This window comes from Siccirubricoccus soli, assembly GCF_024178315.1.
In the GTDB taxonomy this organism is placed as follows: Bacteria; Pseudomonadota; Alphaproteobacteria; order Acetobacterales; family Acetobacteraceae; genus Siccirubricoccus; species Siccirubricoccus soli.
Genome location: NZ_JAMZIK010000040.1, coordinates 1 through 24988, shown reverse-complemented (window position 1 = coordinate 24988; position 24988 = coordinate 1). Strand labels below are relative to the sequence as shown.

Here is a 24988-nt window from a genome sequence, read left to right as displayed (position 1 = left end):
CCAGATCACCGCCTCCACCGTCCGCCGCTCCTCAGCCAGAGGCCGCCCGGCCCCAGACCACGCCACATCCAGCGCCGCCTTCAGCCGCGCCCACTCACCGTCGCTCAGGATCGCCATCCCAAGACAACGAGCCAAACCCAATCGATCTCCCTAACAGCGCCTAGAGCATTTGTTTGCGGAGCAGATTCACGCCTTCGGGCGATGCCGGCCTGCGGCGATCTGCTCTAAGGCGAGGACTCGTTCCGGGGGGGCGGCAGCGGCGACGGACGAGGCGACCTCTCACGGCTACGGGGCGCCGCAATGTGACCGGGAGGGCTTAACGTTCCGCCGAACGGTCCATCTCCGAGGCTGCGTGGCGCCCTGACGGCCGCACGGCCGCCCCATGGCTCGCCTCTCGTGCAGGACGCCGGAAGGCTGCGGGCCGGGGTCAGCCTGCCGCGATCAGCTTCACCCGCCGCCCCTCGACGCCGAGGGCGAGCCGGCCCCCCTTCAGCGCCAGCGCCGCTTCCCCGAAGACCTGCCGGCGCCAGCCATGCAGCACCGGGAGGTCGGGCTCCGCCTCGGCCGCCAGCCGGTCGAGATCCTCGCTGCTGGCGAGCAGCTTCGGCGCCACGTGATGCTCCTCGCTCTTCGCCGCCAGCAGCACTTTCAGCAGGGCGACCAGGGCGGGGGAGGCGGGGGGGCCGGCGCGGTCCTTCGGCGCCTCCGGCAATTCGCTGTCCGGCAGGCCCTTGGCGGCCTTGATGGCGGCGAGCAGCCCGGTGCCGCTGCGGCCCTTGGCGAAGCCTTCCGAGATGCCGCGGGCGCGGGCCAGCTCCGCCACGGTCTCCGGGCCGGTGGCGGCCACTTCCAGCAGCGTCTCGTCCTTCACCAGGCGCTGGCGGGGAATGTTGATGCGCTGCGCCTCCCGCTCCCGCCAGGCCGCGGCGGCGCGCAGCAGGCCGAGGAAGCGGCGGTTCGTGGTGCGGGGGCGGAGGCGTTCCCAGGCCCGCTCGGGATCCGTGCGGTAGGTGTTGGGATCGTGCAGCGCCGCCATCTCCTCGCCGACCCAGTCCAGCCTGCCCTCCCGCACCAGCCGGTCCCGCAGCGCCACATAGATGCGGCGGAGATGGGTGACGTCCCCGGCGGCATAGAGGAGCTGGGAGGGGGAGAGGGGCCGCGCCGACCAATCGCTGAACCGGTGCGCCTTGTCGATCTGCACCCCGGCGAGGGAGCGGCAGAGCTGGTCATAGCTCACCTGGTCGCCGAAGCCGGCCACCATGGCGGCCACCTGGGTGTCGAAGAGCGGGGTCGGGACGGCGTCGAATTTCAGCAGGAAGATCTCCACGTCCTGGCGGGCGGCGTGGAACACCTTCACCACATTCGGGTCGGCCAGCAGGGCGCCGAGCGGGGCGAGGTCCAACCCCTCCGCCAGCGCATCCACCAGCGCCACTTCCGACTGGCCGGCGAGCTGGACCAGGCAGAGCTCGGGCCAATAGGTCCGCTCCCGCATGAATTCCGTATCGACGGTAACGAAGGGTTCCCGGCGGAGCCGGTCGCAGAGCGCGGCCAGGGCGTCGGTGGTGGTGATCAGGGCGGGGACGGAGGTCGAATCCTCCGGCGCGCCGGGCTGGCGACGACTCATATCTCGGCCTTCTAGACCTTGCGGGGCCGGTGGGAAAGCGGGGGGTAAGCTCCGAGGGCAGGGCCGGGGGCCCCGCCCCCTTGCGGCTATGCCGCCAGTCGCGTCGGGGAGGGCGCCCCTCCCCGGACCTCGGCAGGGTTTGCCAGCCGGGCCGCCGGGGGCTGACAAACCGCCACGGAGGGGCCAAAGCGGCGCCGAGGGTTGACACCTCGGCCCCCCGGCATGCCATTCCCCGCCGACTTATCTCTATGGAAGCCACTCCCATGCACGCCTACCGCACCCATAGCTGCGGCGCCCTCCGCGCCTCCGATGCGGGCCAGACCGTCCGCCTCTCCGGCTGGGTGCATCGCAAGCGGGACCATGGCGGGCTGCTCTTCCTCGACCTGCGGGACCATTACGGCCTGACGCAATGCGTGGTGGCCCAGGGCTCCCCGGTCTTCGAGGCGGCCGACCGGCTGCGCACCGAAAGCGTCATCACCGTGACCGGGGAGGTGGTGCACCGCGAGCCCGGCACGGTGAACCCGAAGCTGCCGACCGGCGAGGTGGAGCTCAGGGTGCGGGAGCTGGTGCTGCAATCCGCGGCCGAGGTGCTGCCCTTCCAGATCGCCGGGGAGCAGGAGGCGCCGGAGGAGCTGCGGCTGCGCTACCGCTTCCTCGACCTGCGGCGGGAGCGGCTGCAGCGGAACATGATCCTCCGCGCCCAGATCATCCAGGACATCCGGGAGCGGATGATCGCCGCCGGCTTCAACGAGTTCCAGACGCCGATCCTGACCGTCTCCTCGCCCGAGGGGGCGCGGGACTTCCTGGTGCCGGCGCGGCTGCATCCCGGCAAATTCTACGCCCTGCCGCAGGCGCCGCAGCAATACAAGCAGCTGACGATGGTGGCGGGCTTCGACCGCTACTTCCAGATCGCCCCCTGCTTCCGCGACGAGGCCGGCCGCGCCGACCGCACGCTGATGTTCTATCAGCTCGACGTGGAGATGAGCTTCGTCACCCAGGAGGACGTGTTCACCACCATGGAGCCCGTCCTGCGCGGCACCTTCGAGCGCTTCGCCGAGGGCCGCGCGGTGGATGCCGGGCCCTGGATCCGCATCCCCTATGCCGAAGCGATGCTGAAATACGGCACGGACAAGCCCGACCTCCGCAACCCGCTGGTGATCGCCGACGTCACCGCGCAATTCGCCGGCTCCGGCTTCGGGCTGTTCGCCAAGATCGCCGCCTCGGGCGGGGTGGTGCGGGCGATCCCGGCGCCGGGCGCGGCGGGCAATCCGCGCAGCTTCTTCGACAAGATGAACGAGTGGGCGCGGGAGCAGGGCGCCGGCGGCCTCGGCTACATCACCTTCGACGCCGAGGGGCCGAAGGGGCCGATCGCGCGGAACCTGGAAGCGGCGCGCGCAGAGGCGATCCGCGAGGCTTGCGGCCTGAAGCCCGGCGATGCGGTGTTCTTCGCCGCCGGCAAGGAGGCCGATGCGGCGAAGCTCGCCGGCCAGGCGCGGCTCAAGCTCGGCACCGATCTCGGCCTGTCCGCGAAGGCCGGCTTCCGCTTCTGCTGGATCACCGACTTCCCATTCTACGAGTTGAACGAGGAAACCGGCCAGATCGATTTCAGCCACAACCCCTTCTCCATGCCGCAGGGCGAGATGGCGGCGCTGGAGACCAAGGACCCGCTGACCATCCCGGCCTTCCAGTACGACGTGGTCTGCAACGGCTACGAAATGGCCTCCGGCGCCATCCGCAACCACAAGGCGGAGATCATGGTGAAGGCCTTCGGCATCGCCGGCTATCCGCCGGAAGCGGTGGAGGAGCGGTTCGGCGGCATGCTGAACGCCTTCCGCTACGGCGCCCCGCCCCACGGCGGCATGGCGGCGGGCATCGACCGCATCGTCATGCTGCTGGCGGAGGAGCCGAACCTGCGGGAGGTGAACCTTTTCCCCATGAACCAGCAGGGGGAGGAGCTGATGATGGGCTCGCCCTCCGCCGTGGAGGAGCCGCGGCTGAAGGAGCTGCACATCCGCACCGTCATGCCGCCGGCAAAGGGTGCAGCTTCGCCGAAGGCGTCCTAAATAGGACGAATCCTCTGAAGGATTCCCCGGCATGCCGTTGCGCCGCCGCCTGATCGCCGCCGCCCTCACCGCCCTGATTGCCGCCGCCCCCGCCGGGTTCGCGGCGGAGCCGGGGGCGGAGGCGATGGTGGGCCATCGTGCCGCCTATCGCCTCAGCCTGGACCGGGTGCGGGAGAATTCCGACATCGCCCGGGCCGAGGGCGCCATGCTGTACGAGGTGGTGGATTCCTGCGATGGCTGGGCCACCCGCCAGCGTTTCCAGCTCCGCCTGACCGATCGGGACGGGCAGGAGGTGGAGACCACCTCGGACTACTCGACCTTCGAGACGAAGGACGGGCGGACGCTGCGCTTCACCCTGACCCAGACCAGCCAGGGCGCCGTCTCCCAGCGCATCGCCGGGGAGGCGGAGGTGACGCCGGAGGGCGGGCGGGTGCGCTACACCGCCCCGGAGGCGAAGGAGGAGACGCTGCCGCGCGGCACGCTGCTGCCGATGCTGCATACCATCCGCGCCCTGGCCGCGGCGCGGGCCAATACCAGGCTGCTGGTGGTGCCGCTGTTCGACGGCACCAGCGCCGATGGGGCGCAGGACAGCACGACCGTGATCTCCGCCTGGCAGGCGCCGCAGGCCGGACGCTTCCCGGAGCTGGCGCAGCTCGGCAGCGCGCGGATGCGGGTGGCCTTCTTCGACCGCAACCCGGCCCAGGGCAGCAATGGCGGCGGCGCCAGCGCGCCGGACTACGAGGTGGGGCTGCGCTACTACGCCAATGGCGTGGCGGATGAGCTGAAGATGGAGTTCGGCGACTTCACCGTGGATGGGAAGCTGCAGGAGCTGTCGATGCTTCCCAACCCCTGCTGATCAGGGTCGGCCTGTCAAACTCCCGGTTTCCAAAGGCCTTTCGGCCTTTGGTGGGGTGAGCTCGAGAGAGGCAAAGCCCCTCTCGACCCAGCGTTCAGGCCAGGAAGAGCCAGGTCGGCGTTGCGTTGAAGCGCCGCTGCGGCGCGTAGCCCAGGGGCCGCAGCAGGGCGGCGACCGCGGCGAAGGAGTCCTCCGTCCCGGTCTCCACATAGAGCGCCGGGCGGTGGCGTCGCAGCACCTCCTTTGCGCCGTCCAGCACGGCGCATTCCATCCCCTCCACGTCCACCTTCAGCACGGCGGGGCGTTCGCTCAGCACATCGTCCAGCCGTACCACCTCGATGTCGCCGGGGCGGCTGGTGTCCAGCGCCGTCATCCCGGCATTCCCCTCCGGCCCGGGGTGGAGCGTCGCCCACCCTGGCGCGGCGCCGAGGCCCTGGCGGCGCAGCTCCAGCCGCGCCGCCAGCCCGTTCGCCGCGAAGGTTTCGGCGCAATGCTCGGCCAGGGCGGGGGAGGGCTCGAAGGCCAGCACCCGGGCGCCGCAGACGCCCGCGGCGAAGAGGCCGTGATTGCCGATATTGGCGCCGACATCGACGAAGAGCGCGCCTTCCGGCAGGCGGGTGCGGAGGTCCTCCAGCATCGGCGCCTCGTAGAAGCGGCCGGTGGCGAGGACGCTGCGCTGGATGTGGTCCCGCGCATCCGTCAGCGGCAGCACGCCGCGCCACTCGCCATGGGCCAGCGGCGCGAGGGGCGGGAGGCGCGGTGCCGCCCGCTCGGCCAGCAGCGCCAGCAGCTGCGCCACCTGGCGTTCCAGCGAAAAGCGCCGCGCCACATGGTCCCGCCACCGCCCCGGGCGGGCGGCGCGGATGCGCGCGACGGCCTCCGCCACCGTGGCGAAGCGCACCTCCTCCGGCCAGAATTCCGCGGCGCCGCGATGCTCCAGCACCGCGAGGTCGCAGCCGGCGGCGGCGGCCTCGGCGATGGCGTAGCCGAAGCTTTCATGCAGGCTGGTGGAGAGCAGCAGGGCGTTCCGCGCATGCCAGTCGGGCATCGCTGCTGCCGGCACCGCGCCGTCGAACTGCACGGCGCCGGCGAGGCCCATGCGGGGCACCAGATGCACCACCGCATCCGCCACCATGCGGTCCCCGCCGCCGGCGACGATGTGCAGGCGCCAGCGCGGATCCTCCTGCCGCAGCCGGGCCAGGATCTCCAGTGCCAGGGTGGGGTTCTTGCGGGCGATCATGTTGCCGCACCAGCCGAGGCGAAAGGGATCCCGGCTTCCCTCCACCGGGGCGAAGCGGCGGGTGTCCACGCCGTTGTGCAGGACATGCAGGCGGGTGGTGGCCTCGATCCCCGGCACCGCCTCCCGCACCAGTCGCGCCATGTCCTCGCTGACCAGAATGCAGTCGGTGACGGCGGCCCAGGGGGTACGGGCGACATGGGGGGTCTCGTAGGCCTCGATGCGGTGGACCCGCATGAACACGCGGCGGCCGCCGAACTCGGTGCGGGCCAGCAGCTCCGGGAAGGGAGGCCAGCAGAATTCGAACCAGATCGCGTCGCGCGAAGGCTGGTCTGTCCAGCGCAGGGCGGCGGCGAGGTCGGCGGGGCCGGAAACCGGGAAGCGCCGGACCTCCACTTGGCCGGAGGCGGCGAGGCCGGCGGCGAGATCGGGCAGGAAATGCTCCAGCCCGCGGAGTTCGAGCATGGCCAGGCGCGGCGGGCGCGCCGCCCCCGCCCTCGGCCCTGACTCCGGCGCGTCCTGCATTTCGGTCATCCTGCCCTGCTGGCCAGGCAGGCTTGCACCGGAGGGGTTAAGGAGTTCCCCACAAGGCCGCTGGGCGGCTTGGTGGGCCGGATTCGATCGCTTCGGGGGCTTGCGCGGCCTTCGGTGGCAGGGCGACGGGGGCGGCAGGACTTGGCACGCGCAGGAGGGGCACCGAGGGGCGGAGGCGCGAGGCAGGCGCCATTGTCCCTAAACCTTGGCCGAGATCCGCGCCGCCCGGGCGGGCCGCGCCGAAGGCCCGTGACGCCGCCGGACGGCCGCAGGGGCGGCGTGAACGCCGCCGGGGACGTGGCCCGAAGGGTGGATCAATTCGGCGTGCGATCACCGGCCCGGCCGACTCACAATGCCACTTGCCGCCATTACTTGGCAGAAGCGGGGGGAGGAGCCTGGCCGCCACCCCCAGCCGCGATCCGGGCCGCCCGGAACGCCGCCAGGGCAGCATCCCCCGGCGGGACGGCCGGCGGCCCCGGGCCGCGCCACCTACGCGCCGCGGTCGCGCCGACCTGAGAGGCTGCCATGGCTGAGGGTGAAGCGCAGCTTCGGCTGCTGGTCGACAACGCGCCGGTCATGGTGTGGTGGGCGGACCGGACGAAGGCCCGCGACCATGTCAGCGCACCTTGGCTCGCCTTCACCGGAAGGAGCCTGGAGCAGGAGATCGGCTTCGGCTGGGCGGAACGGGTGCATCCGGAGGATGTCGCGCGATCCCTGAAGACCTATGACGAGGCGTTCGACGCGCGGCGGGAATTCACCATGGACTACCGCCTGCTGCGGCATGACGGGGTCTATCGCTGGATCCGCGACCATGGTGGCCCCTGCCATGTCGGCGGCGACTTCGCCGGCTATCTGGGCACCGGCATCGACGTCACCGACCTGAAGCGGACGCTGGAGGAGCGCGACCTGGTGGTGGCGGAGCTGAACCACCGCGTGAAGAACACCCTCGCCACCGTCCAGGCGATCGCCGAGCAGACGGTGCGCAGCGCCGCCGGCGACGCCGCGCAATTCGGCCCCGCCCTGCTGGCCCGGCTGCGCGCGCTGGCGGCGGCGCATGGGCTGCTGACGCACAATGCATGGGAGGGGGCGGACTTCATCGCCGTCGCGGAGGCTGCCCTGCGCCCCTGGACCAGTGCCGGCTGCGGCCGCATCCGGCTGGAGGGGCGGCCCGGCACCGTGGCGCTGCGGCCGCAGCAGGCGCAGATGATGGTGCTCGCGCTGCATGAGCTGGCGACCAACGCCATGAAGTACGGGGCGCTCTCGAGCGAGGGCGGCCAGGTGGTGGTGCGGTGCGGGGGCCCGCAGCCCGATGGCCGGATCCTGGTGGAGTGGATCGAGACCGGTGGCCCCGCCATCGAGCGGCCGCCATCCCGGCGCGGCTTCGGCAGCCGGCTGCTGGAGCGGGCGCTGGTGCATGATCTGGGGCCCGGGGCCGAGGTACGGATTGCCTTCCCGCCCGAGGGGCTGCGCGCCGCCTTCTGCTTCTTCGATGCCGCCGCTCGGGGCAGCGCCAGGCAGGAGGCCGGGGCGGAGTCGACGGCCTGGATCCCCTCTCCGGCGCAGTTCCGGGCCGCCCGCATGCTGCTGCGGTGGTCGGAGATGGAAGGGGCCGCGACCATCGGCGCGCCGCTCGCGGTGTTCCTCGAATTCGAGGCCGGGCGGCGGCCGCTGCGGCAGGAGGATCTGCGGTATCTGCGCCGGGCGCTGGAGATGGAGGGGGTGGAGTTCCTGCGGGAGACCGGCGACGGCCCCGGCGTGCGGCTGAGGAAGGAGGAGTAATGGTCCGGCCGCGTCGCGCCCTCCTCCCCGCCGGGGACGGGCAGGGCAGCGGTCAGGCGCCCTGGCCCTGGTTCATCACCAGCCCGCCATCGAGGGTGAAGCTCTGGCCGGTGGCGTAGTCCGCATCGGACGAGGCGAGATAGACCGCGAGCCTGGCGATCTCCCACGGTTCCCCGGCGCGGCGGAGGGGGATGTTCTGCACCTGCGCCGCCTGCAGCTTCGGGTCATCCAGCGCCGCCTGGTTCATCGGCGTCAGGATCATGCCCGGGGCGATGTTGTTCACGTTGATGCGGTCCGGCGCGAGCTCCAGCGCCAGGGTGCGCGTCAGGTTGCGCAGCCCGCCCTTCGAGGCGTTGTAGGCGGCCGAGCCGGCGCGCGGGATCTCCTCATGCACCGAGGTGACGTTGATGATCTTGCCCTGGCCGCCAGCGGCCCGGCGCGCCCGGATGAACTGCCGGCAGCAATAGAAGGGGCCGTGGAGGTTGCTGCGGATGATGTCGTCCCAGGCCTCGTCCGGCAGGTCGGCCACCTGGGTGCCGGTCGAATCCTTCCCGGCATTGTTCACCAGGATGAAGGGCGTGCCGAGCTCCCGCTCCGTCGCCTCGAAGAGCCGGGCGACCTGCGCCGGGTCGCGCTGGTCGAGCGGGAGGAGGAGGGCGCGGCGCCCGGCCGACTCCACCTGCCGGCGGGTCTCCTCCGACCCGTCCCGGTCACGGAAATAGGTGACCACGACATCCGCGCCTTCCCTGGCGAAAGCCACGGCGGTGGCTTGGCCGATGCCGGAATCGGACCCGGTGACGATAGCGATCCGACCGTCGAGCTTCCCTGTCATGGCGTCTTCCTTCCTTGTGGCTGCCGGTGGCCGGCGGGACGCGGCCCCGTGTGGCGTGGCGTGGACGGTCCCGGGCAATGGCAGGTGCACGAGCCGCGCGCCGGCTTGGCCGCCCATCGGCATGCGAGGCCAGCGGCGTCCATCCGTGGCGTTCCGCTGTTTCCTGCTCGCAAACAGGGCGGCGGGACGCCGGTTCCGCGGGCTGCGCCGCCGCCCCTGGGTCGTTGCGCGCCTCGCCGTACCGGGTGGCCGAGCGGGAGAGCGGGACAGCGGGCGGACCGATGCCGCGCCGGCCCGCCCGTCGCGCGGCATGGCCGGGAGGCCGCCCGACGGAGGATCGCGCGGCGCGTCCATGGTGCTGCCGGTGCGCGGCTCGAGCGACGGAAGGGCGTGCCGGCCCCGGCGGCGGGGCCAGGCTTGGCGCCGGGCGTTGCGGCGTTCTCTCGCCTGGTCTTACTGTCCAGCCATCAGCCCGTGGAGGAGCGATCCCCACCGCCATGCGTGCCGAAACCCCGGCTGAACACCTTGCGGATGCGGCCGTCCATGCGGTCGGCCTCGGCGCCGTGCTGGCGGGGATTCCGCTGCTCCTCGCCCTGCCATCCGCGCTGCCGCTTGGGACCCTTCTCGCCCTGCTGCCCTACCTCCTGGGCCTGCTGGCCAGCTTCGCCTGCTCCGCGGCCTACAACCTGGCGCGCGACCGTCCCGGCAAGGCCCTGCTGCGCCGTCTCGACCATGCGGCGATCTTCCTGTTGATCGGCGGCACCTACACGCCCGTCGCCCGGCTGGCGATCGGCGGCACCTGGGGGGCCGTCCTGCTCGCGGTCGTCTGGAGCGGCGCCCTGGCGGGCGCGGCCATCAAGCTCCTTGCGCCGGGGCGGTATGAGCGGGCCTTGATCGCCGCCTACCTCTCGCTTGGCTGGGTGGGGTTGATGGCGATGCCGGTGCTGCTCGAGGCGCTGCCGCCCCTGCAATTGGGGCTGCTGGGTGGCGGCGGCCTGCTCTACAGCCTTGGCGTGCTGGTGCATGTCTCGCCATGGTTGCCCTATGGCACCGCTGCCTGGCATGCGCTGGTCGTGGTAGCGGCGGCCTGCCACTACGCGGTGATCCTGCAGCTTGCCACGTGCTGAGGTGGCGCGGATGCGGGGCGGTTCGCCGCTCCCGCTTCGGGCCGGCTGCGACGGCCGGAGCCGGCTGAGACCCGACGCCGTGGCCTGGGCGCCAAGTACCTTGGTGTGTCGGCGCAAACGGTAGGTGCGGGGGGAGGCGACGGAAAAGGTGGTGCTGCCAGAGAGGATTGAAATCTCATATCTCTGGGAAATTTCCAATAAGACTCTGAAATTCCAGCGATATAAAATGCGCTGCGCCGGGAAATGTGTGCCGATATGTGTGCCGTTTCGTGTGTCGCAAACGCAAGCGAAAGGCTCCAAGGCGTGTGTGCCTTGGAGCCTTCCGGTGGCCTCGGGGATGTGGCTGGTCAGGCTTCCTCGGTGAGGCTTACCGGCTCTGTGCGGCCTTCCTGGCGCGCTTCTGAGCGCGTCTGGCTGCCTTCGCAGCCTTCACCTTGGTCCGCAGCTCGTCAGAGATGGCGAAGGCCGTGGCGGCTAGGATCACTCCAACGGCAGCGAGCTGGTGCTGCACGAGAGCCAGGTCTCGCTGCGCCTGTTCGAGGGTGTCATCGCTCACCAGCGGACCTCGCCCAGGTGCCGGGGCGCTCGCGTCGGGAGCTTATACCGCGCCCAGCTAGGTAGCTCTGGCTCCGGTGCGGGCGACGGAGGCGCTGACTCTTGCGAGATGGCGATGACAGGGGAGGGGAGCGGGGTGGGCGCCTCCTCCGTCTTCTTACGCCGACGCAGCGGGGGCCTACCGTCGTCGTCAGGGAGCACGAAGTCACTCACCATCGGTGTCGTCCTCGGGCCTCGCTTCGGGTAGCTCGGTAGGCTCCGGCGGCTTGGAGGCAGGACCGAACGGAGTGGCGATCCCACCGCTCAGAGCGCTCCGAAGAGCGCTCCTGACGGGCGGGGTGAGGTGGTCACTCGTCATTCGGCTGGGCGTCCTGCTCAGTGCCGGGGACCGGCTCAAGCGGAGCCACGAGGCGAATGACCGTCTCGTACATGGTCGATCCGTCAGGCATGGCATGAGCCACGGTGCCAATCTCCAGCTCGGTATCGTCTCCGTTCGTCCAGCCGCGCATCGTGCGTCCGTTTGGCATGATTTCACGGATCTCACGCATGGCTGGTGGCCCGGCGAATGTAGTGGGCGCCTACGGAAGCTGCCTTGGAGATGGAGGCCGGCGCATCGGGCTGGAGACCATCCGCAGTGGCACGGAGGTAGGTTGCGAGCGAGCGGAGCCCGTTGAAGAATTCGGGCCCGCCGACGACCTCCCCAAAGAGCGGTCGGATCTTGCGGCGCGCTTCGATCTCACGGGCGCGGAGCTGCATCACCCGCGCCACCAGGCCGGTGAATTCGGAGTCGATGTCGGTGGCGATCTGGAGCATGTCGGCAAGCTCGGTCTCGATCTCGGCGCGTGCTGCCGCTTGCAGTTCAGCCTTTTCGGCGGCTTCGGCGTCAGCGAGCTGACGTTTTGCCTGCTCGACCGTCGCGACGGTGCGGGCGTGTGAGGCGCGGGTTGCGGCGAGGATGGCTTCGGTCTTGGCCGGCGCATCGAGGTCACCGGACAGGACAGCGGCGCGGATCGCGGCGTCATGGCTGGTCTGCGCTTCGATGACAGCGGAGGCGGCGCGATCAGCGGCAGCTTCGAGTTCGCGCAGTCGAGTGCGGAGGGATTCTGAAGTAACAGTGGACAAGTCTAAATCATTCATTGCCAAGGGGCGCAAGAACCCCCTATAATATTGGGGTTCTACGTGAGAGAGCAAACTACCGACTGTGGTAGTCAGCCTAGGCCATACTTCAGGGGAGATCGATAAATCGGTCTCCCCTTCTTTTTTGGCTCAAGGAACCCGTAGACCAGGGTTCGATAGATCGGACACCGCGACATAACGGCGACCGCGGAGGCGGAAGGTAGGGATTTCCTCGCGGAGGAGGCGGCGGCGGAGCGCCCAGTATCCAATGGCGAGGCGGACGGAGGCGTCCTTGATACAAATGGCATCGCCATTGGCGATAGCAGAGTTAAGTTCAGTGGGGGTCATGGGAAATATTATACAACCAATCGCACACGCAGGCAAGAACAAACAAGTACTAGCATACATCACTCGGTTGATGTAAAATATTGACGTGTTTGCGGTCGTTTGCAGACAAGAGATTTTTTGTCTATGGGTGTTCCATAGCCCCATTGACGACCGTATAATGGAGCCGTCACTTGATGCCAAGGCGCGCAAGGACGCTTATTCGCCGATCCATTACATCGGCACTTCTCTCGACAGCCGGCCTACGCTGTCGCCTCTCACTAGAACTAGAGATATGACTAAAATTTCCAAGACGCCCAAGATCGAGGGCGACAAGACCTCTACCACTCCAGCTACTACCCCGAAGCCGGACGAGACCCGTCACTACCAATACTGGTGCGAGGCCCCGGAGGAGCTGAAGCACAAGTGGGCTTACGAATTCGCAGAAACCAAACTCGGCTGCCCCCTCGATAAAAGCGGGGGGCACTATTTCCTCAGCAAGGTGGCGCAGTCCCTCGTCTACCATACCGACCGCTATGCACTTGCGCTGGTCGGCGGGAAGCACCGCGTGATCGATCTCCACGCAAAGAGGTTCGATGCGGTACCCTTGGAAACCTGCAAGGCGATGACGCTGAATCAGTGCTACCCGGTCTACAACAAGGAATTCGTCAAAACCCACCGCGAAATGACGCTGGGCGACCTGTGGCTCAAGTTTCCGAAGCGTCAGAACTTCTCTGAAGGCGTTACCTTCGCTCCACCTACCGAGATGCACACGCCCTACGTCCCTGAGGTGGTGCAGTACAACATCTTCACAGGCTTCCGCTTCAAGGTCGAGGAAGCCACCTACTACCCGCGCTTCCGCGACCATCTGTATGACGCGGTCTGCCAGTGTGACGATGAGCGCTTCAACTTCGTCATGTCGTGGTTCGCGGACATTCTGCGGAATCCAGGTCGGAAGACGGGCTCGGTGATCATCCTTCGCGGTGAGGAAGGCGTCGGGAAGAGCCTGGTGGGCGAGCAGTTCGCCAAGCTGATCGGTGAGCGCTACGCGGTTCTCGCCAGCTCGGAGCGGCAGATTCTGGGCAACTTCAACTCGCACCTCAGCCACGCCCTGTTCTGTCAGGTCGAGGAAGCGCTGTTCGCTGGCTCAAAGGATTTCAACAAGCTGAAGCAGCTCGTCACCGGTGAGCGCATGCCGGTGGAGATGAAGGGCGTTGATATCTTCGAGCTGCCGAACTTCACCCGCTTCCTGATGTGCTCGAATGAGAGCTGGATTGTCCCAGCGGGAGCCGACGCGAGGCGCTGGTTCGTCACTGACGTCTGCGCCGATCACAAGGGCGACTACGGCTACTTCAAGGACATCATCGATGAGATGGACTGCGGCGGGCGGGAAGCCTGGGCGAAGGAGCTGATGAGCTGGCCGATTGATGAGGCGCTGCTGCGCAATCCGCCTGACACCTGGGAGTTGGGAAAGCAGCGTCTCCAATCGTTCAACGCCCCGAAGCAGTTCTTCATCGATACCCTGATCGAGGGCAGCCACGAACTGTTCCCCGAAAGCGAGGAGGACGAGGATCTCCGGTTCCCGCTGGCTACCGAGTTCAAGGAGAAGCTGTACCGGCGCTACGAGGACTACATCGCCAAGAGTGGGTCTCGGTACGACGCCAACCGTCAGAAGTTCCAGGCCGCGATGGACGAGGTGTTCGCCCGGTGGCCCAAGCAGAAGAAGATCAAGGGCACCAATCAGCGGCGGTACGATATCCCGCCTCTGGCCCAGTTCAGGGAGGAGGTCGCGGAGCGGCTGAAGATTGACGTAGACGACCTTCAGTAGGCCGCGCGAGCTGGGAGGCTACCAAGAGGGGAGGCGAAAGCCTCCCCTTTCTGCGTTGGGGGCACGAGTTCCTTGTTACCCGTTACCCCTCCTGTTACCAAAAACCCTAGGAAAGTCCTGGGTTGTAGCAAGGTAACACGGTAACAGCGGTTTTTCGAAGTTGCCAGGACGGCAAAACGGAGTGGAGGAGAGGGCGGTACCTACGAGAGCGGAGAGAGGTGCGGTCGGTTCTAGGGATATAACTTATTTTGTTTGTTACCTTGTTACCTTGTTACTTCCCTAGAGTTTCCTAGGGTTTTGGGTAACAGCCGGGTAGCAAGGTAACAGCCTCCCTCCCCCTCCTCCGCTGGTAAGCCTCCCCTCGCCAGCTGTGCCGCACAAGAGGCACGCCACCTGTCCCCCTCACCGCAAACTGAGTACCCCCGGCTTTGGGTCCCCACTGCCCCCTTTCAATGCTCCGCCGCCGCCAGCATTGCAGATTGCGTTGGGGCGCCCGCCTGGTCACTGCGGGAACGTTGGCGCCTCTAACGCTGGAACGCTGGCAAGGCGGCTTTTCCATGCCCGCTCCCCAATTCAATGCGCTAGGCCACTGTGTCTGGCATTGCCTGTTCGCTTGCTATTGCAAACCGACATCTGGTCAGCGATAAGGATCAACCGAACAAGCGAACAGAGTTGTCATGGCCGTCTGGGGCTATGTACGCGTTTCGACAGGCCGGCAGGCGGAGGATGGCGAGAGCCTCGACGTGCAGTGGCGCCAGCTCGAAGGCTACGCCATGCAACACGGGTGGCAGCTCGACAAAGTCTTCCGTGAGGAAGGCGTGTCGGGGGCGGTGCCGCTGGCGGAGCGCCCGGAAGGAGCTGCGATGCTTGCCGCTGCCAAGGCCGGCGACGTGATCGTGGCTGCGAAGCTGGATCGCGTGTTCCGCTCCGCTCTCGACGCTTTGCAAATGGTGGAGGAGCTGCAGCGTCGCCGCGTGTCACTGCATCTGCTTGACCTTGGCGGCGACGTGTCGGGCAACGGCATGTCGCGCTTGTTCCTCACCATCGCTGCTGCCTTCGCAGAAGCAGAACGCGCCCGCATTCGGGAACGCGTGACGCAGACTAAGCGCGACCAGCGGCAGCGTGGGCGCTACCTGGGCGGCAAGGTTCCGTTCGGCTTTCGGGTTGGGGACGATGGTGAGCTGGTCGAGGACGCTGCCGAACAGGCGATCATCGCCCATGCACGCGACCTGCGGGCCGGCGGTGCAACGCTACGCGCGGTGCGGCAAGCGGTCGAGGTGCAGCATGGGCGCAAGCTGTCGCTGGACGCGCTGCACCGGGTGCTGAAAGAGGCGATCTGAGGGGAGGACGGAGCTGGTGCGCGTCTGTCCCCGACGTATTGACTCAGCCAACTCGTTGCCCAGGCATTAGCCCGTCTACCCGGAAACGCGCGCGACGGGTTTCCCGCTCGCGGGAGCGACGCCGAGGCCATACATCGAAATACCTCTTTCAACGCTCATGGAAACGTGTAGTCTGAGTTCCGAGAGTTCGTGAGGCACTGCTCCACCAGCTCCCACAAACGAAGGCATCCCACTAAGTCGACCCACTAAGACAGGCTGGGCGGAGCTGCACGAAGCATCTCCCCCAGCCTCCGCATACCCGGGCGCACCGGCCTAAAGTACTTTATCCGTGCCGTGCGGATGCGATGTGGCTCGCAGAGAACTGGGGTGCCGTTGTGAACGCCGTTCACAACGACGGCCTCTGCCATCCCACCCACATCCGACTCGCCTACAACGCCGCCCTCGCTGGCGAAGCCATAAAGTACTTTAGGCAGGGCCTCGCAGGCACCGAAGCCTGGGAGCGGATCAAGACCACCTCCAAAATGCTCCGCGACGACTGGCACCTCGTAGGTAAAGCCCTCCTCGTCGGCCGCAGGCTCCACCCCGCCAACATCGCGTTCTCGCGGTGGTGCGCGCAGCATGGGTTCGGGGACATGCACCGGCGGGATCGCGCCGACGCCATGTGGCTCGCGGATAACTGGAGCGTTGTAGCATCGTGCTACAACGACCCCGGCTTCAGCGGTGCAAATCACCCGCACATCCTCCGCGCCGCCTACAACGCCTCCCTCGCTGGCGAAGCTGCCGACGAAGACGAGGACGACGCGCCGGCATCCACGCCGGCAATCGCCGCACCCGTCCAGGCCGCGATCTCGGCGCCTCCGAAGCCCATCCCCGCAGGCCACGACGCCCTACGCACTGCTGCTTGGCGTGCAAGCGTGCTCGAACGTCTTTGAACCCTTTCCCGTCTCGTTCTGATGCCTGTATAGAACGACCTGACGTTGCAGATGGTCCAGCCAATTAGTGCGGCTGACCTTTTGGAGAGAATCATGCTGCGTGCAGCAATCGCCCTGGCGATGATGATCACACTCTGCAGCCTCTTCGCGGTGATCAGCCAAATTGACGATATACTCACGTCGCCTCCCAGGGCTGCAGAATCACCACGAACTATAAAGGAGCGAGAGAATTTCGCCGCCATGTCACAGAACGACAGGCAACGGTACTCATACTGTCTGACCAATGTAGTCCCCCAGCTGCGGGAACTTTACCGGTCATCTGGAATCCCTAAAGAAGTAGCAGACCGGAACTTGAGCGGACATTGCGACGAGTACGGACGCCCTCGCCCTGACCTTCGCCCCTTCGTGCCACCAACAGCGGGGGAGAGCGGCAGGAGCTACGACTCGCTATCCGACACTGAAGTGATCCGACACAGTGCCTGCCAACGCGAAGTTCGCAAGACTCTCGCTGCTGAAATGGGGGAGGGTGCGTGGGGTATTGGCGGTATAGCATTGGAACGGTGCAACAGGCGGTTCGGAATCGCGCGGTAATCCTGCTATTGCAAGCCGTTCGTCGGTCCGACAAGTCATTGTCCGTTAGGTAAGACTACCTCGCAAGTGCTACGGAAAGTTCACCTTGCCGCGCTTAGCTCGCTGCAGAGGCGGTTGAATTCGGCTTCGTCGACACCGGAGACGGCACTTTCTCTAGTTCCTTCAGTACCGCCGCCGGCATCATACGGTAGCCCTTACCATATCGCGCCCCAGCATTCCTCGGATTATGGCGGCCGGTGATGGCGTCTACCACCTCGTCCGGCACCATTGCCTTCCGCAGTTCGTCTTCCATCCGGTGCCGCCACGAATGCGCCGGTGCCTTTCGTGGATCAGTGATGCCGACCTTGTCACGCACCCACTCGCCATGTCGGGTGGTGGCCGGGCTAACCCGCGATCCCGAAGGGTCGACTGGGATCGAAGGGAAGAGCGGGCCCTGTGGATCACTCGGGAGCGAAGCCAGGTAGATTAAGAACCCCTCGCTGATGACGGCAGGGTGCAGAGGAAGCTTTCGTTGGAACGTCTCGTTCTTCCCTTGCCGAGTTGCTGTAGGCCGTATGTCCAGCACCCATGTGCCATCAATCTGCCGGACATCGCCGCGTCTCAGCTCAACAAGTTCGCTGATGCGTGCCCCGGTAAACGCCAGGAGCCATGGTAGCCAGCGAAGCCAGCCAGTTTCCTGTCGGGCCGCCGTCAGGAGCTTTGCCGCGTCGGCATCATCGAAGGGCTCTCGTGAGTCTAAACCTTGGCGTGTGGCGCGGGGCGCAAGGCCGGCGAAGGGATTTGAAGGCAAGAGGCGGTTTGTCACTGCCCAAGCACACACTGCACCGGCTCCCCCAACATCGTCTGCCACTGTGCCGGCACTGATCCCCGCATCGAGACGCGCGCGTTTGAAGCGGACCACGTCCTCCACCGTGATCCGCCTAAAGTCGTCAAAGCCGAGGAATTGGGTGATCCGCCGCAGCGCCCCGCCGTACTTCTTCTGCGTCGCTGCGGCAGGTCGGGCCTCCGTCACCCAAGCTTCCATCAGCTTCTCGGCCGTCAGTGGCTTCGCACCCTCAAGGGAATCAAGCGTGCCTCCTAAGCTGTCCCACGGAAACTTAAGGGCCCGAAGATCGGCAGCGAAGTTTGCCATTCGCTGGGTAAGATTCTGGCGGATGGAATCGCTGTGGGGATTTCGGAGTTGAACCGGCACTCCTTGATGACCAGCGAGATATTTCGCCGTCAACTCCAGGTCCGCGATGAGCCGATCTAGTGCGTCGTGCGGATCAGTAGGTTGAGCCGCCGGTAACTGCAGCCTACGTCTTACGTAAGCAACCACCTCAGCACGTTCCTGGTCGGTGAGAGCCGCAAGCCAAGCCTCTTGCTGCTCCCTGGGCGTTGCTGTGGAGTATTCGTTGCATAGGCGCTGAAACTCCTGATCGACCCCGCTGTAACGGTCCCAGGCGGTCCGTGCGTCGGTGGTCTTCAGGGACCGCTGGAAAAACTCGCCTAGGTTGGGGTGCCGCTTCCGCGCCTCGGTCGGCCAGCGACGCTTGTAGGTAAGCGTCTTCGCTGCGCCGATGGGGCCAACGTAAGGTGGCCAGCCTCCATTACCGCTTGCGGCCCGCTTGGCCCCCATCACGCCCTCGCATGTGTAGTCTGATGTGTGAGTCATTGTGTGACGAAAAAGCCCGCGAGGTCAACGACCTGCAGGCTAAAGCGCCAAATTCAGAAGCTTAGAATGGTGCTGCCAGAGAGGATTGAACTCTCGACCTCTCCCTTACCAAGGGAGTGCTCTACCACTGAGCTACGGCAGCATGCCGATCGGCGGGCCGGCGGTTCCTAGCTTTCCGGCGCGGGAAGCGCAACCCCGGGTCTGCGCATGAGACGCCGGGCCTGCCGTTTCCCCAGTCCCCCGCCCGGGGGCGGCCGGGCTTATTGCCCAGCCAGCATTACCCCGGCCTCCGCCAGGGCCGCGGTCAGCGTCGTCAGCGCGGTCTGCATCGCCTGGGCCTTGGCGTCATCCGCCGGGGCCGCGGCCCAGGCCGCCAGGGCCGCCTCCAGCACCCTGGTGCCGGCGGCGATGGCGGCCTGCTGCGCCAGGTCGTTGCCGCCGCGCGTCAGATAGGCGGTCGCTGCCGCCTCGGCGAAGGTGGCGGCGGCGCGCATCGCCGCCACCTGGCTGGCATGCTCGGCCTCCGTGCTGGCGCAGCCGGGCAGGGTGGCGCCGGCCAGCAGCAGAGCCAGCAGGGCTGCGGCACGGGCCCGGCCGGCGGACGAGAGGGCAGCCGGGCGCGCGCCCGGCGCCGCGAAAGCGGTGGGGGTCATGGGGGTCTCCGGATCCTTCGGGGGCGGCCTGCCGGGCCGCTCAGGGCACTGGCGTCGCAGCGGGGGGGCCGCGGGCCGGGATGGTGGGCCGGGGCGCTACGCCGCCGGCTGGCCGGCCAGGGCCTGGCCCGCCGCCTGGGCAGCCGCCATCGCCGCCGCCATGTGCGGGCAGAGCCCGGCGCGGCGGCGCTTGCGGCCTTCCGCCGCGTAGCGGCCCTGCTGGTGCGCCGGGTCCTGGTTCGGCGCCACGATGTCGCGCTGGTAATCGGCCCAGTCGGCGGCGCTGAAGGCGCCCAGCTCCTCGACCAGCCCGCTGTTGTTCAGCACGGCATCCGCATAGGCCACCTGCGGGATGGGCTGCACCTGCAGCACCGGCTCATTGGCATGGAACCGGATCGGCGTGTCCGTCCGGGTCAGGCGAAGATTGGTGAAGAGCGGACCGAACCAGCGGTCGCATTCGACGATGCCCTCATAGGGTTCGTAGCCCGGGTGGCGCGGCAGATTGGCCATGGGACGCACCAGCAGGCTCCAGCCCGGGGCGGTGCGGGCGGCGAGGCCGGTCCACATCTGCACCACGCCCGGCTCCTGCAGCGCGGTCAGGAAGGGGGGCGAATAGCCGCGCACCGCCGCCGGCGCCGCCTGATCGAACCGCTGCGCGAAATGCGGGAACTGCGCGGCGCCGAGCGGCGACCACTCCTCCAGCCCTTCGCAATGCCACCAGATCTGCGCGCCGTCCCAGAGCAGGCTGAAATCCATCGCCGGATAGACATGCCAGCCGAAGCCCGCGGCCTGGGTCACCGCGTCGCAGTAGCGGAGGGCGCGAGTCGGCAGGCTGCCGAGGCCGCTGCGATCCGCCCGTTCCGGGGCGCGGGTGCCGTCGATCAGGCGGTAGAAGGTGACGATGCCAGGGGAGGGGGCGGTGGCGGTGGTCATTGGGACGATCTTCCTCGGATCCTCGGAGCGGGAAGGGCGGGCGGCGGGGGGAGGCCGCCCGCCCCGCGGCTCAGCCGCGGCGCATGCCGGCGCCGAGCCGGACCCGGCCCGCATCGGCGACCGCCGCCGCCGCCGGGGTGCCGCGCCGCATGCCGGCACCGAAGCGCACCTGGCCAGCCGCCACCGGCGGCAGGGCCGGGCGGGCGGAACGCCGCATGCCGGCCCCGAAACGGACGAGGCCAGCGTCGGCGATATGGGCGGGGAGGATGGGGCGCATGGTGTTCTCTCCGTTCGAGCGCTGGGGGTGTGTTCCGCGGCGTTCGCTCAGCTCGCCGCTGAAGCAACAATGTCGGAACATTGCGGAGTCCGCAAGAACATTTTCCTCTTTTGAAGCATTTTCTTGCCGGAATGGGGCCATGACAGGGAAGAAAATCCCATGTCGCCCGAAGTCCGGCCGCCATCCGATTGTTTTCACGCCGGATTCACGCCTGCCACGGGGAACTCACGCCAGCCGTGCTGGCGGGCGCGCTATCCCTCCGCTGGCCTTCCTCCCGAAGCCCGCCCAGCGACCGAGACCAGCATCGCCATGCCGGACCTGCCCCAAACCGAGCTCCGCCGCGTCTTCGAAGCGGCGCGGCGTTTCGTCGCCTATCGCGCCCGCGCCGCGGCGCTGGCGGTGGAGTCGTGCGAGGAGACCTCCCTCGCCGAGGCGATCGAGCGCGACTTCCTGCTCTTCGACCTTGGCCGGGCGGAGCATGAGCTGCGTGAGGCGGTGCTGGCCCTCGACCCGGATCTGGCAGCCGGGGCGCCGGGAAGGCCCGGGACAAGCTGAGTCGAGGCACCGCCGGCGCCGGCCTGCCTGCCGCGTCGTTCCGGTGTGATGATTTACCGGAGTGACGGGCGCGCCACATGGTCTAACTTCCCTGTCATGGGTGTGTCCCTCGCCACGACCTCGCGCGCCGATGCTGCTCTGCCCCCCGTCCCGCCTGCCATGGACGCTGCTGCCGCGGGTCCCTGCCTGCGGCTGGTGCTGATCGGCCGCATGGAAGCCTGGAGCCTTGCCAGCGTGCAGGTGCTGCCGCGCACCCGAAAGGCGCGGGCGCTGCTGGCCGTGCTCGGCCTCGCCCTCGGCACGCCCGTCACCCGGCAGCGCCTGGCGGAGCTGCTGTGGTCCCGCCGCGGGGCGGAGCAGCAGCGCGGCTCCCTACGCCAGGCGCTGCACGAATTGCAGGAATCGCTGGCGCCGGTCGGCGTGCCGCTGCTGGTCCCGACCCGGGAAGCGGTGATGCTGCGCGCCGGCCCGGTCTGGGTGGATGCGCTGGAGGCCGCCCGCAGCGGCCCGGCGCGGCCGGAGGCGCTGGACCTGCTGACCGGGGAGCTGCTGGCCGATCTCGACGGGCTGGACCCTGCCTTCGATGCCTGGCTGGCGGAGCAGCGCCGGCGGCTGCGCGAGGCCGCGCTGGCCCAGGCGGCGCTGTTGCTGGAACGGGCGGAGGGACCGGCCGCCGCCGCCGGCGCCGCCCGCCGCCTCCTGGGCTTCGATCCGGTGAATGAGGGCGCCTGGCGGGCGCTCATCCGCGCCGAGGGCAGCCGGGGCGACCGCGGCGCGGCGCTGGCCGCCTATGAGAATTGCCGCGCCCTGCTGGCCGAGCGCTTCGGCACCACGCCCTCCGCCGAGACGGAGGCGCTGGCCGTGGCGCTGCGGGCAGAGGGCGTGGTGCCGATCCTCGCCGCCGCCCCGCCGCCGCCCGCACCGCCGACGGCGCGTGGCGCGCTGCGCGGTGCCCGGCTCGGCGTGCCGCCGCTGCGCGTCATCGGGGAGGTGGAGGAGCACCTCTCCATCGGCCTGGCGGAGGAGATCACCGCTGCGCTTGCGCGCTTCCGCTGGATCTTCCTGGTGGACAGCGCCTCCCTTGCCAGCGCAGCGGGGGAGCGGGGGGAGGAGGCGGCGGCGCGGACCATGGGGCTGGACTTCCTGCTGGCCGGCACGGTGCAGCGGGCCGGGGACCGGGTGCGCGTCTCCCTTCGCCTGACCGATCTGCGGGAGGCCGCCGGCCTGGTCTGGACCGGCCGCTTCGACCGGGAGGCCCGCGACATCCTGGCGCTGCAGGACGAGGTGGCGGCCGAGGTGGTGGCGCGGATCGACCCCGAGATCCTGCTCATCGAGGCCAGCAGGGCAATTGCCCGCGGCAGCGTTAATGCCTCCGCCTACGACCTGCTGCTGCGGGCCATTCCGGCGATCCACCGGCTGGACCGCGACGGCTTCCTGCGGGCGGCCGACTGGCTGCGCCAGGCAGAGGCGCTGGAGCCCGACTACGCCCCGGCCCATGCCTGGCACGCCTATTGGCACCTCTTCCTGGTCGGCCAGGGCTGGGCGGTGGATGAGGCCCACTCCATGGCGGAGGCGGAGCGGCTGGCGCAGCGCGCCATTGCGCTGGACCCGCTGGACGCCCAGGCGCTGACCATCTCCGGCCATGTCCGCGCCTTCCTGCACCACCGGCTGGAGGAAGGCGCGGCGCTGCATGAGCGGGCCCTGGCGCTGAATCCGAACCTCGCCATGGCCTGGGTCTTCTCCGGCATGGCGCTCTCCTATCTCGGCCGGCATGAGGCGGCGCTGACGCGGCTGGACCGCTACGCCCAGCTCGCCCCCTGCCACCCGCACGCCTTCTTCTTCGATGCGGCGCGGGGGATTCCCGCGCTCTGCCTCGGCCAGCACGAGGCAGCGGTGGAGGTGGGGCGGAAGGCGACGGCGCTGCATGCGGGGCTCAGCTACCCCTACAAGACCTACCTCTCGGCGCTGGGCCATCTGGGGCTGGTATCCGAGGCGGCGGAGGTAAAGGCGCGGCTGCTGGCGATCGAGCCCGATTTCACCCTGGAGAAGGCGCTGCGCCGCACCCCGCTGCGGCGGCCGGAGGATGTAGCGCATTACGAGGCAGGGCTGCGCAAGGCCGGGCTGGAATAGCGCCGTGCTGGTGGTGTTCGGCGGGCTGCCGGGGGTGGGGAAGACGACGCTCTCCCGCCGCTTGGCGGCGCGGCTGGGCGCGATGTGGCTGCGAATCGACGCCGTCGGGCAGGCGATGATCCAGGGCGGCGTGCCGGCCGAGGCGATCGGGCCCGCCGGCTAGAGCAGATCGCCGTAGGACGGCATCCCCCGAAGGCGTGAATCTGCTCTGCAAACAAAGGCGTAGAGCGTTTTCGGTGAACGCATGTAAACCGAAAACGCTCTATGCCGTGGCTCAGGCGATGGCGGCGGCGAATCCGGCGCTCGGGCGCGATGTCGTCGCGGATGCGGTGAACCCGGTGGAGGTGGGGCGCGCCGCCTGGCGTGCCGTGGCCGCCGAGGCCGGCGTGGCGCTGCTGGAGGTGGAGGTGGTGTGCAGCGACCCGGCGGAGCATCGCCGCCGGGCGGAGTCGCGCCAGGCGGAGATTCCCGGCCTGGCCCTGCCGGATTGGGCGGCGGTGGTGGGCCGCCGCTACGAGCCCTGGACCGGGCCGCATCTCGTGCTCGACACCGCGCTGCTGGCGCCGGAAGCGGCGCTGGCGCGGCTCGAGGCGGAGCTCGCCTTGCGCCGCGCCTGATCCGCGCTACCTGCCGTGCCGCAGGTAGAGCGGCGTCTTGCCCATCTGCCGGAAGGCGTGGTCGGCGGCGAAGAGATCCGCGTAGTGCAGCACATGCGCTTCCAGGTTGCGGCCATGGAAGGGCGCGTTGGTCGCATGGGTCGCGACGGTGCTGACGATGGTATGCGCGAAGCCCAGCTCCTTCAGCAGCATCCCGCCGATGACGCCATGCGGCAGCTCGTGGAAGAGCTGCGCGTGCACCCCCGCATTGCCCTCTCGCCCATAGATCAGCGGCTTGTCCACATCATGCAGGATGAGGATGGGCACCAGCACCTCGGGGTCGAATTCCACCTTCCAATCCGCCGCAGCGCGGGCGCCGAGATCGAGCCCGGCCCGCGTTACATCGTTCACGTGGTCCATCAGCCGGTAGGGGTTCTCGCCGGGGGAGAAGGGCATGTCTTCCAGCCGCTCATGGCTCGAGGAGGCCCAGGCGCTGACCCAGGCGGTCACCACCTTCTCCCGCATTCCGGGGGAGAGGTGGTCGAGGCCGAAGAGCCAGTCCTCGACCGCCTGGCGGCGCCAGTTGCTGCTGGTGTCGATGTGGTAGGGTTCGGTCATGCGGGGCTCCTGCTCAATCGATGCGGATATCGGCCATGCGGACCATCTCCGCGAAGAAGCTGATCTGCTGTTCCCGGAAGGCGGCGAATTCCTCCACCGTGTTCGGTCGCGTCAGGGCGCCAAGGGTCAGCAGCCGCTCCGTCACCGCCGGCTCCCGGATCGCCGCGTTCAGCGCGGTGTTGAGCACGCCGATGAGCGCCGGATCGGTGCCGGCGGGGGTGAAGAGGCCGTTCCACTCATAGGTCTCGAAGCCCGGCAGGGTCTCCGCCATGGCCGGCACGCCAGGCAGCACGCTGAGCGGCTGGAGGCCGCAATGCGCCATCACCTGCGCTTCCTTCGAGGTGAAGATGGGCACGGAGCCGGGGACATTGCTGAATTGCAGCGGCACCCGGCCGGAGATGAGATCGCTGCGCGCGGCGGAGATGTCGCGGTAGGGCACGTGGTTGATGCGTGTGCCGGCGAGGTGGTTGAACAGCTCCAGCGAGACATGCTGCACCGTGCCGACGCCGGTGGAGCTGCAATCGAGCTGCCCAGGCTTCTCCTTCGCCAGCGCCACCAGCTCCGGCACCGAGCGCGCCGGGAATTCCTTGCTGGCATGCAGCGTGTTGGGCGTGACCATGGTGAGGAAGACCGGCAGCAGGTCCCGCCGCGTGTCATAGGGCAGGCGGCTGCCGAAGAGCGACGGGTTCACCGAATGCGCCGTCGCATCGTAGAGCAGGGTGTAGCCATCCGCCGGGGCGCGGGCCACGGCCTGGGCGGCGACGGTGCCGGCGGCCCCCGGCCGGTTCTCCACCACGAATTGCTGCCCGAGCCGGGCGGAGAGCCCGGCCAGCA

Annotated in this window: 22 protein-coding genes and 1 tRNA gene; 11 read left to right on the top strand and 12 right to left on the bottom strand. The window is 68.5% G+C overall.

Annotated elements, in window-relative coordinates:
- Positions 1–427 precede the first annotated feature (427 nt).
- Complete coding sequence (rnd, locus tag NJ376_RS07240) at positions 428–1624, bottom strand: ribonuclease D (RefSeq protein ID WP_252952582.1); 1197 nt, start codon at positions 1622–1624, stop codon at positions 428–430.
- A gap of 263 nt (positions 1625–1887) precedes the next feature.
- Here rnd and aspS point away from each other — a divergent pair, with 263 nt between their 5' ends.
- Both aspS and NJ376_RS07230 read left to right on the top strand, forming a co-directional pair.
- On the top strand, positions 1888–3687 hold the full coding sequence (gene aspS / locus NJ376_RS07235) for an aspartate--tRNA ligase (RefSeq protein WP_252952581.1): 1800 nt from the start codon (positions 1888–1890) through the stop codon (positions 3685–3687).
- 31 nt (positions 3688–3718) lie between these two features.
- Entirely contained in the window at positions 3719–4543 is an 825-nt protein-coding gene (locus NJ376_RS07230) for an EipB family protein (protein WP_252952580.1), read from the top strand.
- A 94-nt stretch (positions 4544–4637) separates the two neighbouring features.
- On the opposite strand, the gene NJ376_RS07225 is transcribed toward NJ376_RS07230, so the two are convergent.
- Positions 4638–6314 carry an FkbM family methyltransferase gene (locus NJ376_RS07225; protein ID WP_252952579.1) on the bottom strand — a complete coding sequence of 559 codons (1677 nt, stop codon included), beginning with the start codon at positions 6312–6314 and terminating at the stop codon, positions 4638–4640.
- A 525-nt stretch (positions 6315–6839) separates the two neighbouring features.
- Here NJ376_RS07225 and NJ376_RS07220 point away from each other — a divergent pair.
- A complete protein-coding gene (locus NJ376_RS07220) occupies positions 6840–8093 on the top strand; it encodes a sensor histidine kinase (protein ID WP_252952578.1) in 1254 nt (417 codons plus the stop codon).
- A gap of 52 nt (positions 8094–8145) precedes the next feature.
- On the opposite strand, the gene NJ376_RS07215 is transcribed toward NJ376_RS07220, so the two are convergent.
- The gene (locus NJ376_RS07215) at positions 8146–8925 is read right to left on the bottom strand and encodes an SDR family NAD(P)-dependent oxidoreductase (RefSeq protein WP_252952577.1); all 780 of its coding nucleotides are present in this window, start codon (positions 8923–8925) and stop codon (positions 8146–8148) included.
- Between the two features lie 497 nt (positions 8926–9422).
- Between NJ376_RS07215 and trhA the strand changes: the two genes are divergently transcribed.
- Positions 9423–10052, top strand: coding sequence for a PAQR family membrane homeostasis protein TrhA (gene trhA / locus NJ376_RS07210; RefSeq protein ID WP_252952576.1), 630 nt, complete (start codon positions 9423–9425; stop codon positions 10050–10052).
- 902 nt (positions 10053–10954) lie between these two features.
- Here trhA and NJ376_RS07205 read toward each other — a convergent pair.
- The gene (locus NJ376_RS07205) at positions 10955–11155 is read right to left on the bottom strand and encodes a hypothetical protein (protein ID WP_252952575.1); all 201 of its coding nucleotides are present in this window, start codon (positions 11153–11155) and stop codon (positions 10955–10957) included.
- Positions 11148–11729, bottom strand: a complete 582-nt coding sequence (locus NJ376_RS07200) for a hypothetical protein (RefSeq protein WP_252952574.1) — start codon at positions 11727–11729, stop codon at positions 11148–11150. Before NJ376_RS07200 ends, NJ376_RS07205 begins: the two co-directional genes overlap by 8 nt.
- Positions 11730–12228: 499 nt before the next feature.
- On the opposite strand from NJ376_RS07200, the gene NJ376_RS07195 reads away from it, so the two are divergent.
- From NJ376_RS07195 to NJ376_RS07185, 3 genes are all read left to right on the top strand, one after another.
- Positions 12229–13875: a DUF5906 domain-containing protein gene (locus NJ376_RS07195; protein ID WP_252952573.1), complete on the top strand. Its 1647-nt coding sequence runs from the start codon at positions 12229–12231 to the stop codon at positions 13873–13875.
- 677 nt (positions 13876–14552) lie between these two features.
- Entirely contained in the window at positions 14553–15215 is a 663-nt protein-coding gene (locus NJ376_RS07190; protein WP_252952572.1) for a recombinase family protein, read from the top strand.
- A gap of 344 nt (positions 15216–15559) precedes the next feature.
- Positions 15560–16147 (top strand): hypothetical protein, encoded by a 588-nt coding sequence (locus NJ376_RS07185; RefSeq protein ID WP_252952571.1) that lies wholly within the window; start codon positions 15560–15562, stop codon positions 16145–16147.
- A 685-nt stretch (positions 16148–16832) separates the two neighbouring features.
- Here NJ376_RS07185 and NJ376_RS07180 read toward each other — a convergent pair.
- The 5 genes from NJ376_RS07180 to NJ376_RS07160 all read right to left on the bottom strand — a co-directional run bounded on the left by NJ376_RS07180 (position 16833) and on the right by NJ376_RS07160 (position 20255).
- The gene (locus NJ376_RS07180) at positions 16833–17963 is read right to left on the bottom strand and encodes a hypothetical protein (protein WP_252952570.1); all 1131 of its coding nucleotides are present in this window, start codon (positions 17961–17963) and stop codon (positions 16833–16835) included.
- 496 nt (positions 17964–18459) lie between these two features.
- Positions 18460–18534, bottom strand: a tRNA-Thr gene (locus tag NJ376_RS07175).
- A 118-nt stretch (positions 18535–18652) separates the two neighbouring features.
- A complete protein-coding gene (locus NJ376_RS07170) occupies positions 18653–19045 on the bottom strand; it encodes a hypothetical protein (protein ID WP_252952569.1) in 393 nt (130 codons plus the stop codon).
- A 96-nt stretch (positions 19046–19141) separates the two neighbouring features.
- The gene (locus NJ376_RS07165) at positions 19142–19978 is read right to left on the bottom strand and encodes a DUF6065 family protein (protein WP_252952568.1); all 837 of its coding nucleotides are present in this window, start codon (positions 19976–19978) and stop codon (positions 19142–19144) included.
- 70 nt (positions 19979–20048) lie between these two features.
- A complete protein-coding gene (locus tag NJ376_RS07160) occupies positions 20049–20255 on the bottom strand; it encodes a hypothetical protein (RefSeq protein ID WP_252952567.1) in 207 nt (68 codons plus the stop codon).
- Between the two features lie 309 nt (positions 20256–20564).
- Here NJ376_RS07160 and NJ376_RS07155 point away from each other — a divergent pair, with 309 nt between their 5' ends.
- The 4 genes from NJ376_RS07155 to NJ376_RS07140 all read left to right on the top strand — a co-directional run bounded on the left by NJ376_RS07155 (position 20565) and on the right by NJ376_RS07140 (position 23557).
- The gene (locus NJ376_RS07155; protein WP_252952566.1) at positions 20565–20810 is read left to right on the top strand and encodes a hypothetical protein; all 246 of its coding nucleotides are present in this window, start codon (positions 20565–20567) and stop codon (positions 20808–20810) included.
- Positions 20811–20969: 159 nt separating this feature from the next.
- Positions 20970–22940 carry a BTAD domain-containing putative transcriptional regulator gene (locus NJ376_RS07150; protein ID WP_252952565.1) on the top strand — a complete coding sequence of 657 codons (1971 nt, stop codon included), beginning with the start codon at positions 20970–20972 and terminating at the stop codon, positions 22938–22940.
- A 4-nt stretch (positions 22941–22944) separates the two neighbouring features.
- Entirely contained in the window at positions 22945–23103 is a 159-nt protein-coding gene (locus tag NJ376_RS07145) for an AAA family ATPase (RefSeq protein WP_252952564.1), read from the top strand.
- A 106-nt stretch (positions 23104–23209) separates the two neighbouring features.
- Complete coding sequence (locus NJ376_RS07140) at positions 23210–23557, top strand: hypothetical protein (protein ID WP_252952563.1); 348 nt, start codon at positions 23210–23212, stop codon at positions 23555–23557.
- Positions 23558–23563: 6 nt separating this feature from the next.
- Here the strand turns inward: NJ376_RS07140 and NJ376_RS07135 are convergent, their stop codons facing one another.
- Entirely contained in the window at positions 23564–24154 is a 591-nt protein-coding gene (locus tag NJ376_RS07135; RefSeq protein WP_252952562.1) for an HD domain-containing protein, read from the bottom strand.
- A gap of 13 nt (positions 24155–24167) precedes the next feature.
- A partial coding sequence (locus tag NJ376_RS07130) for a tripartite tricarboxylate transporter substrate-binding protein (protein WP_252952561.1) occupies positions 24168–24988 on the bottom strand: 821 nt, incomplete at its 5' end.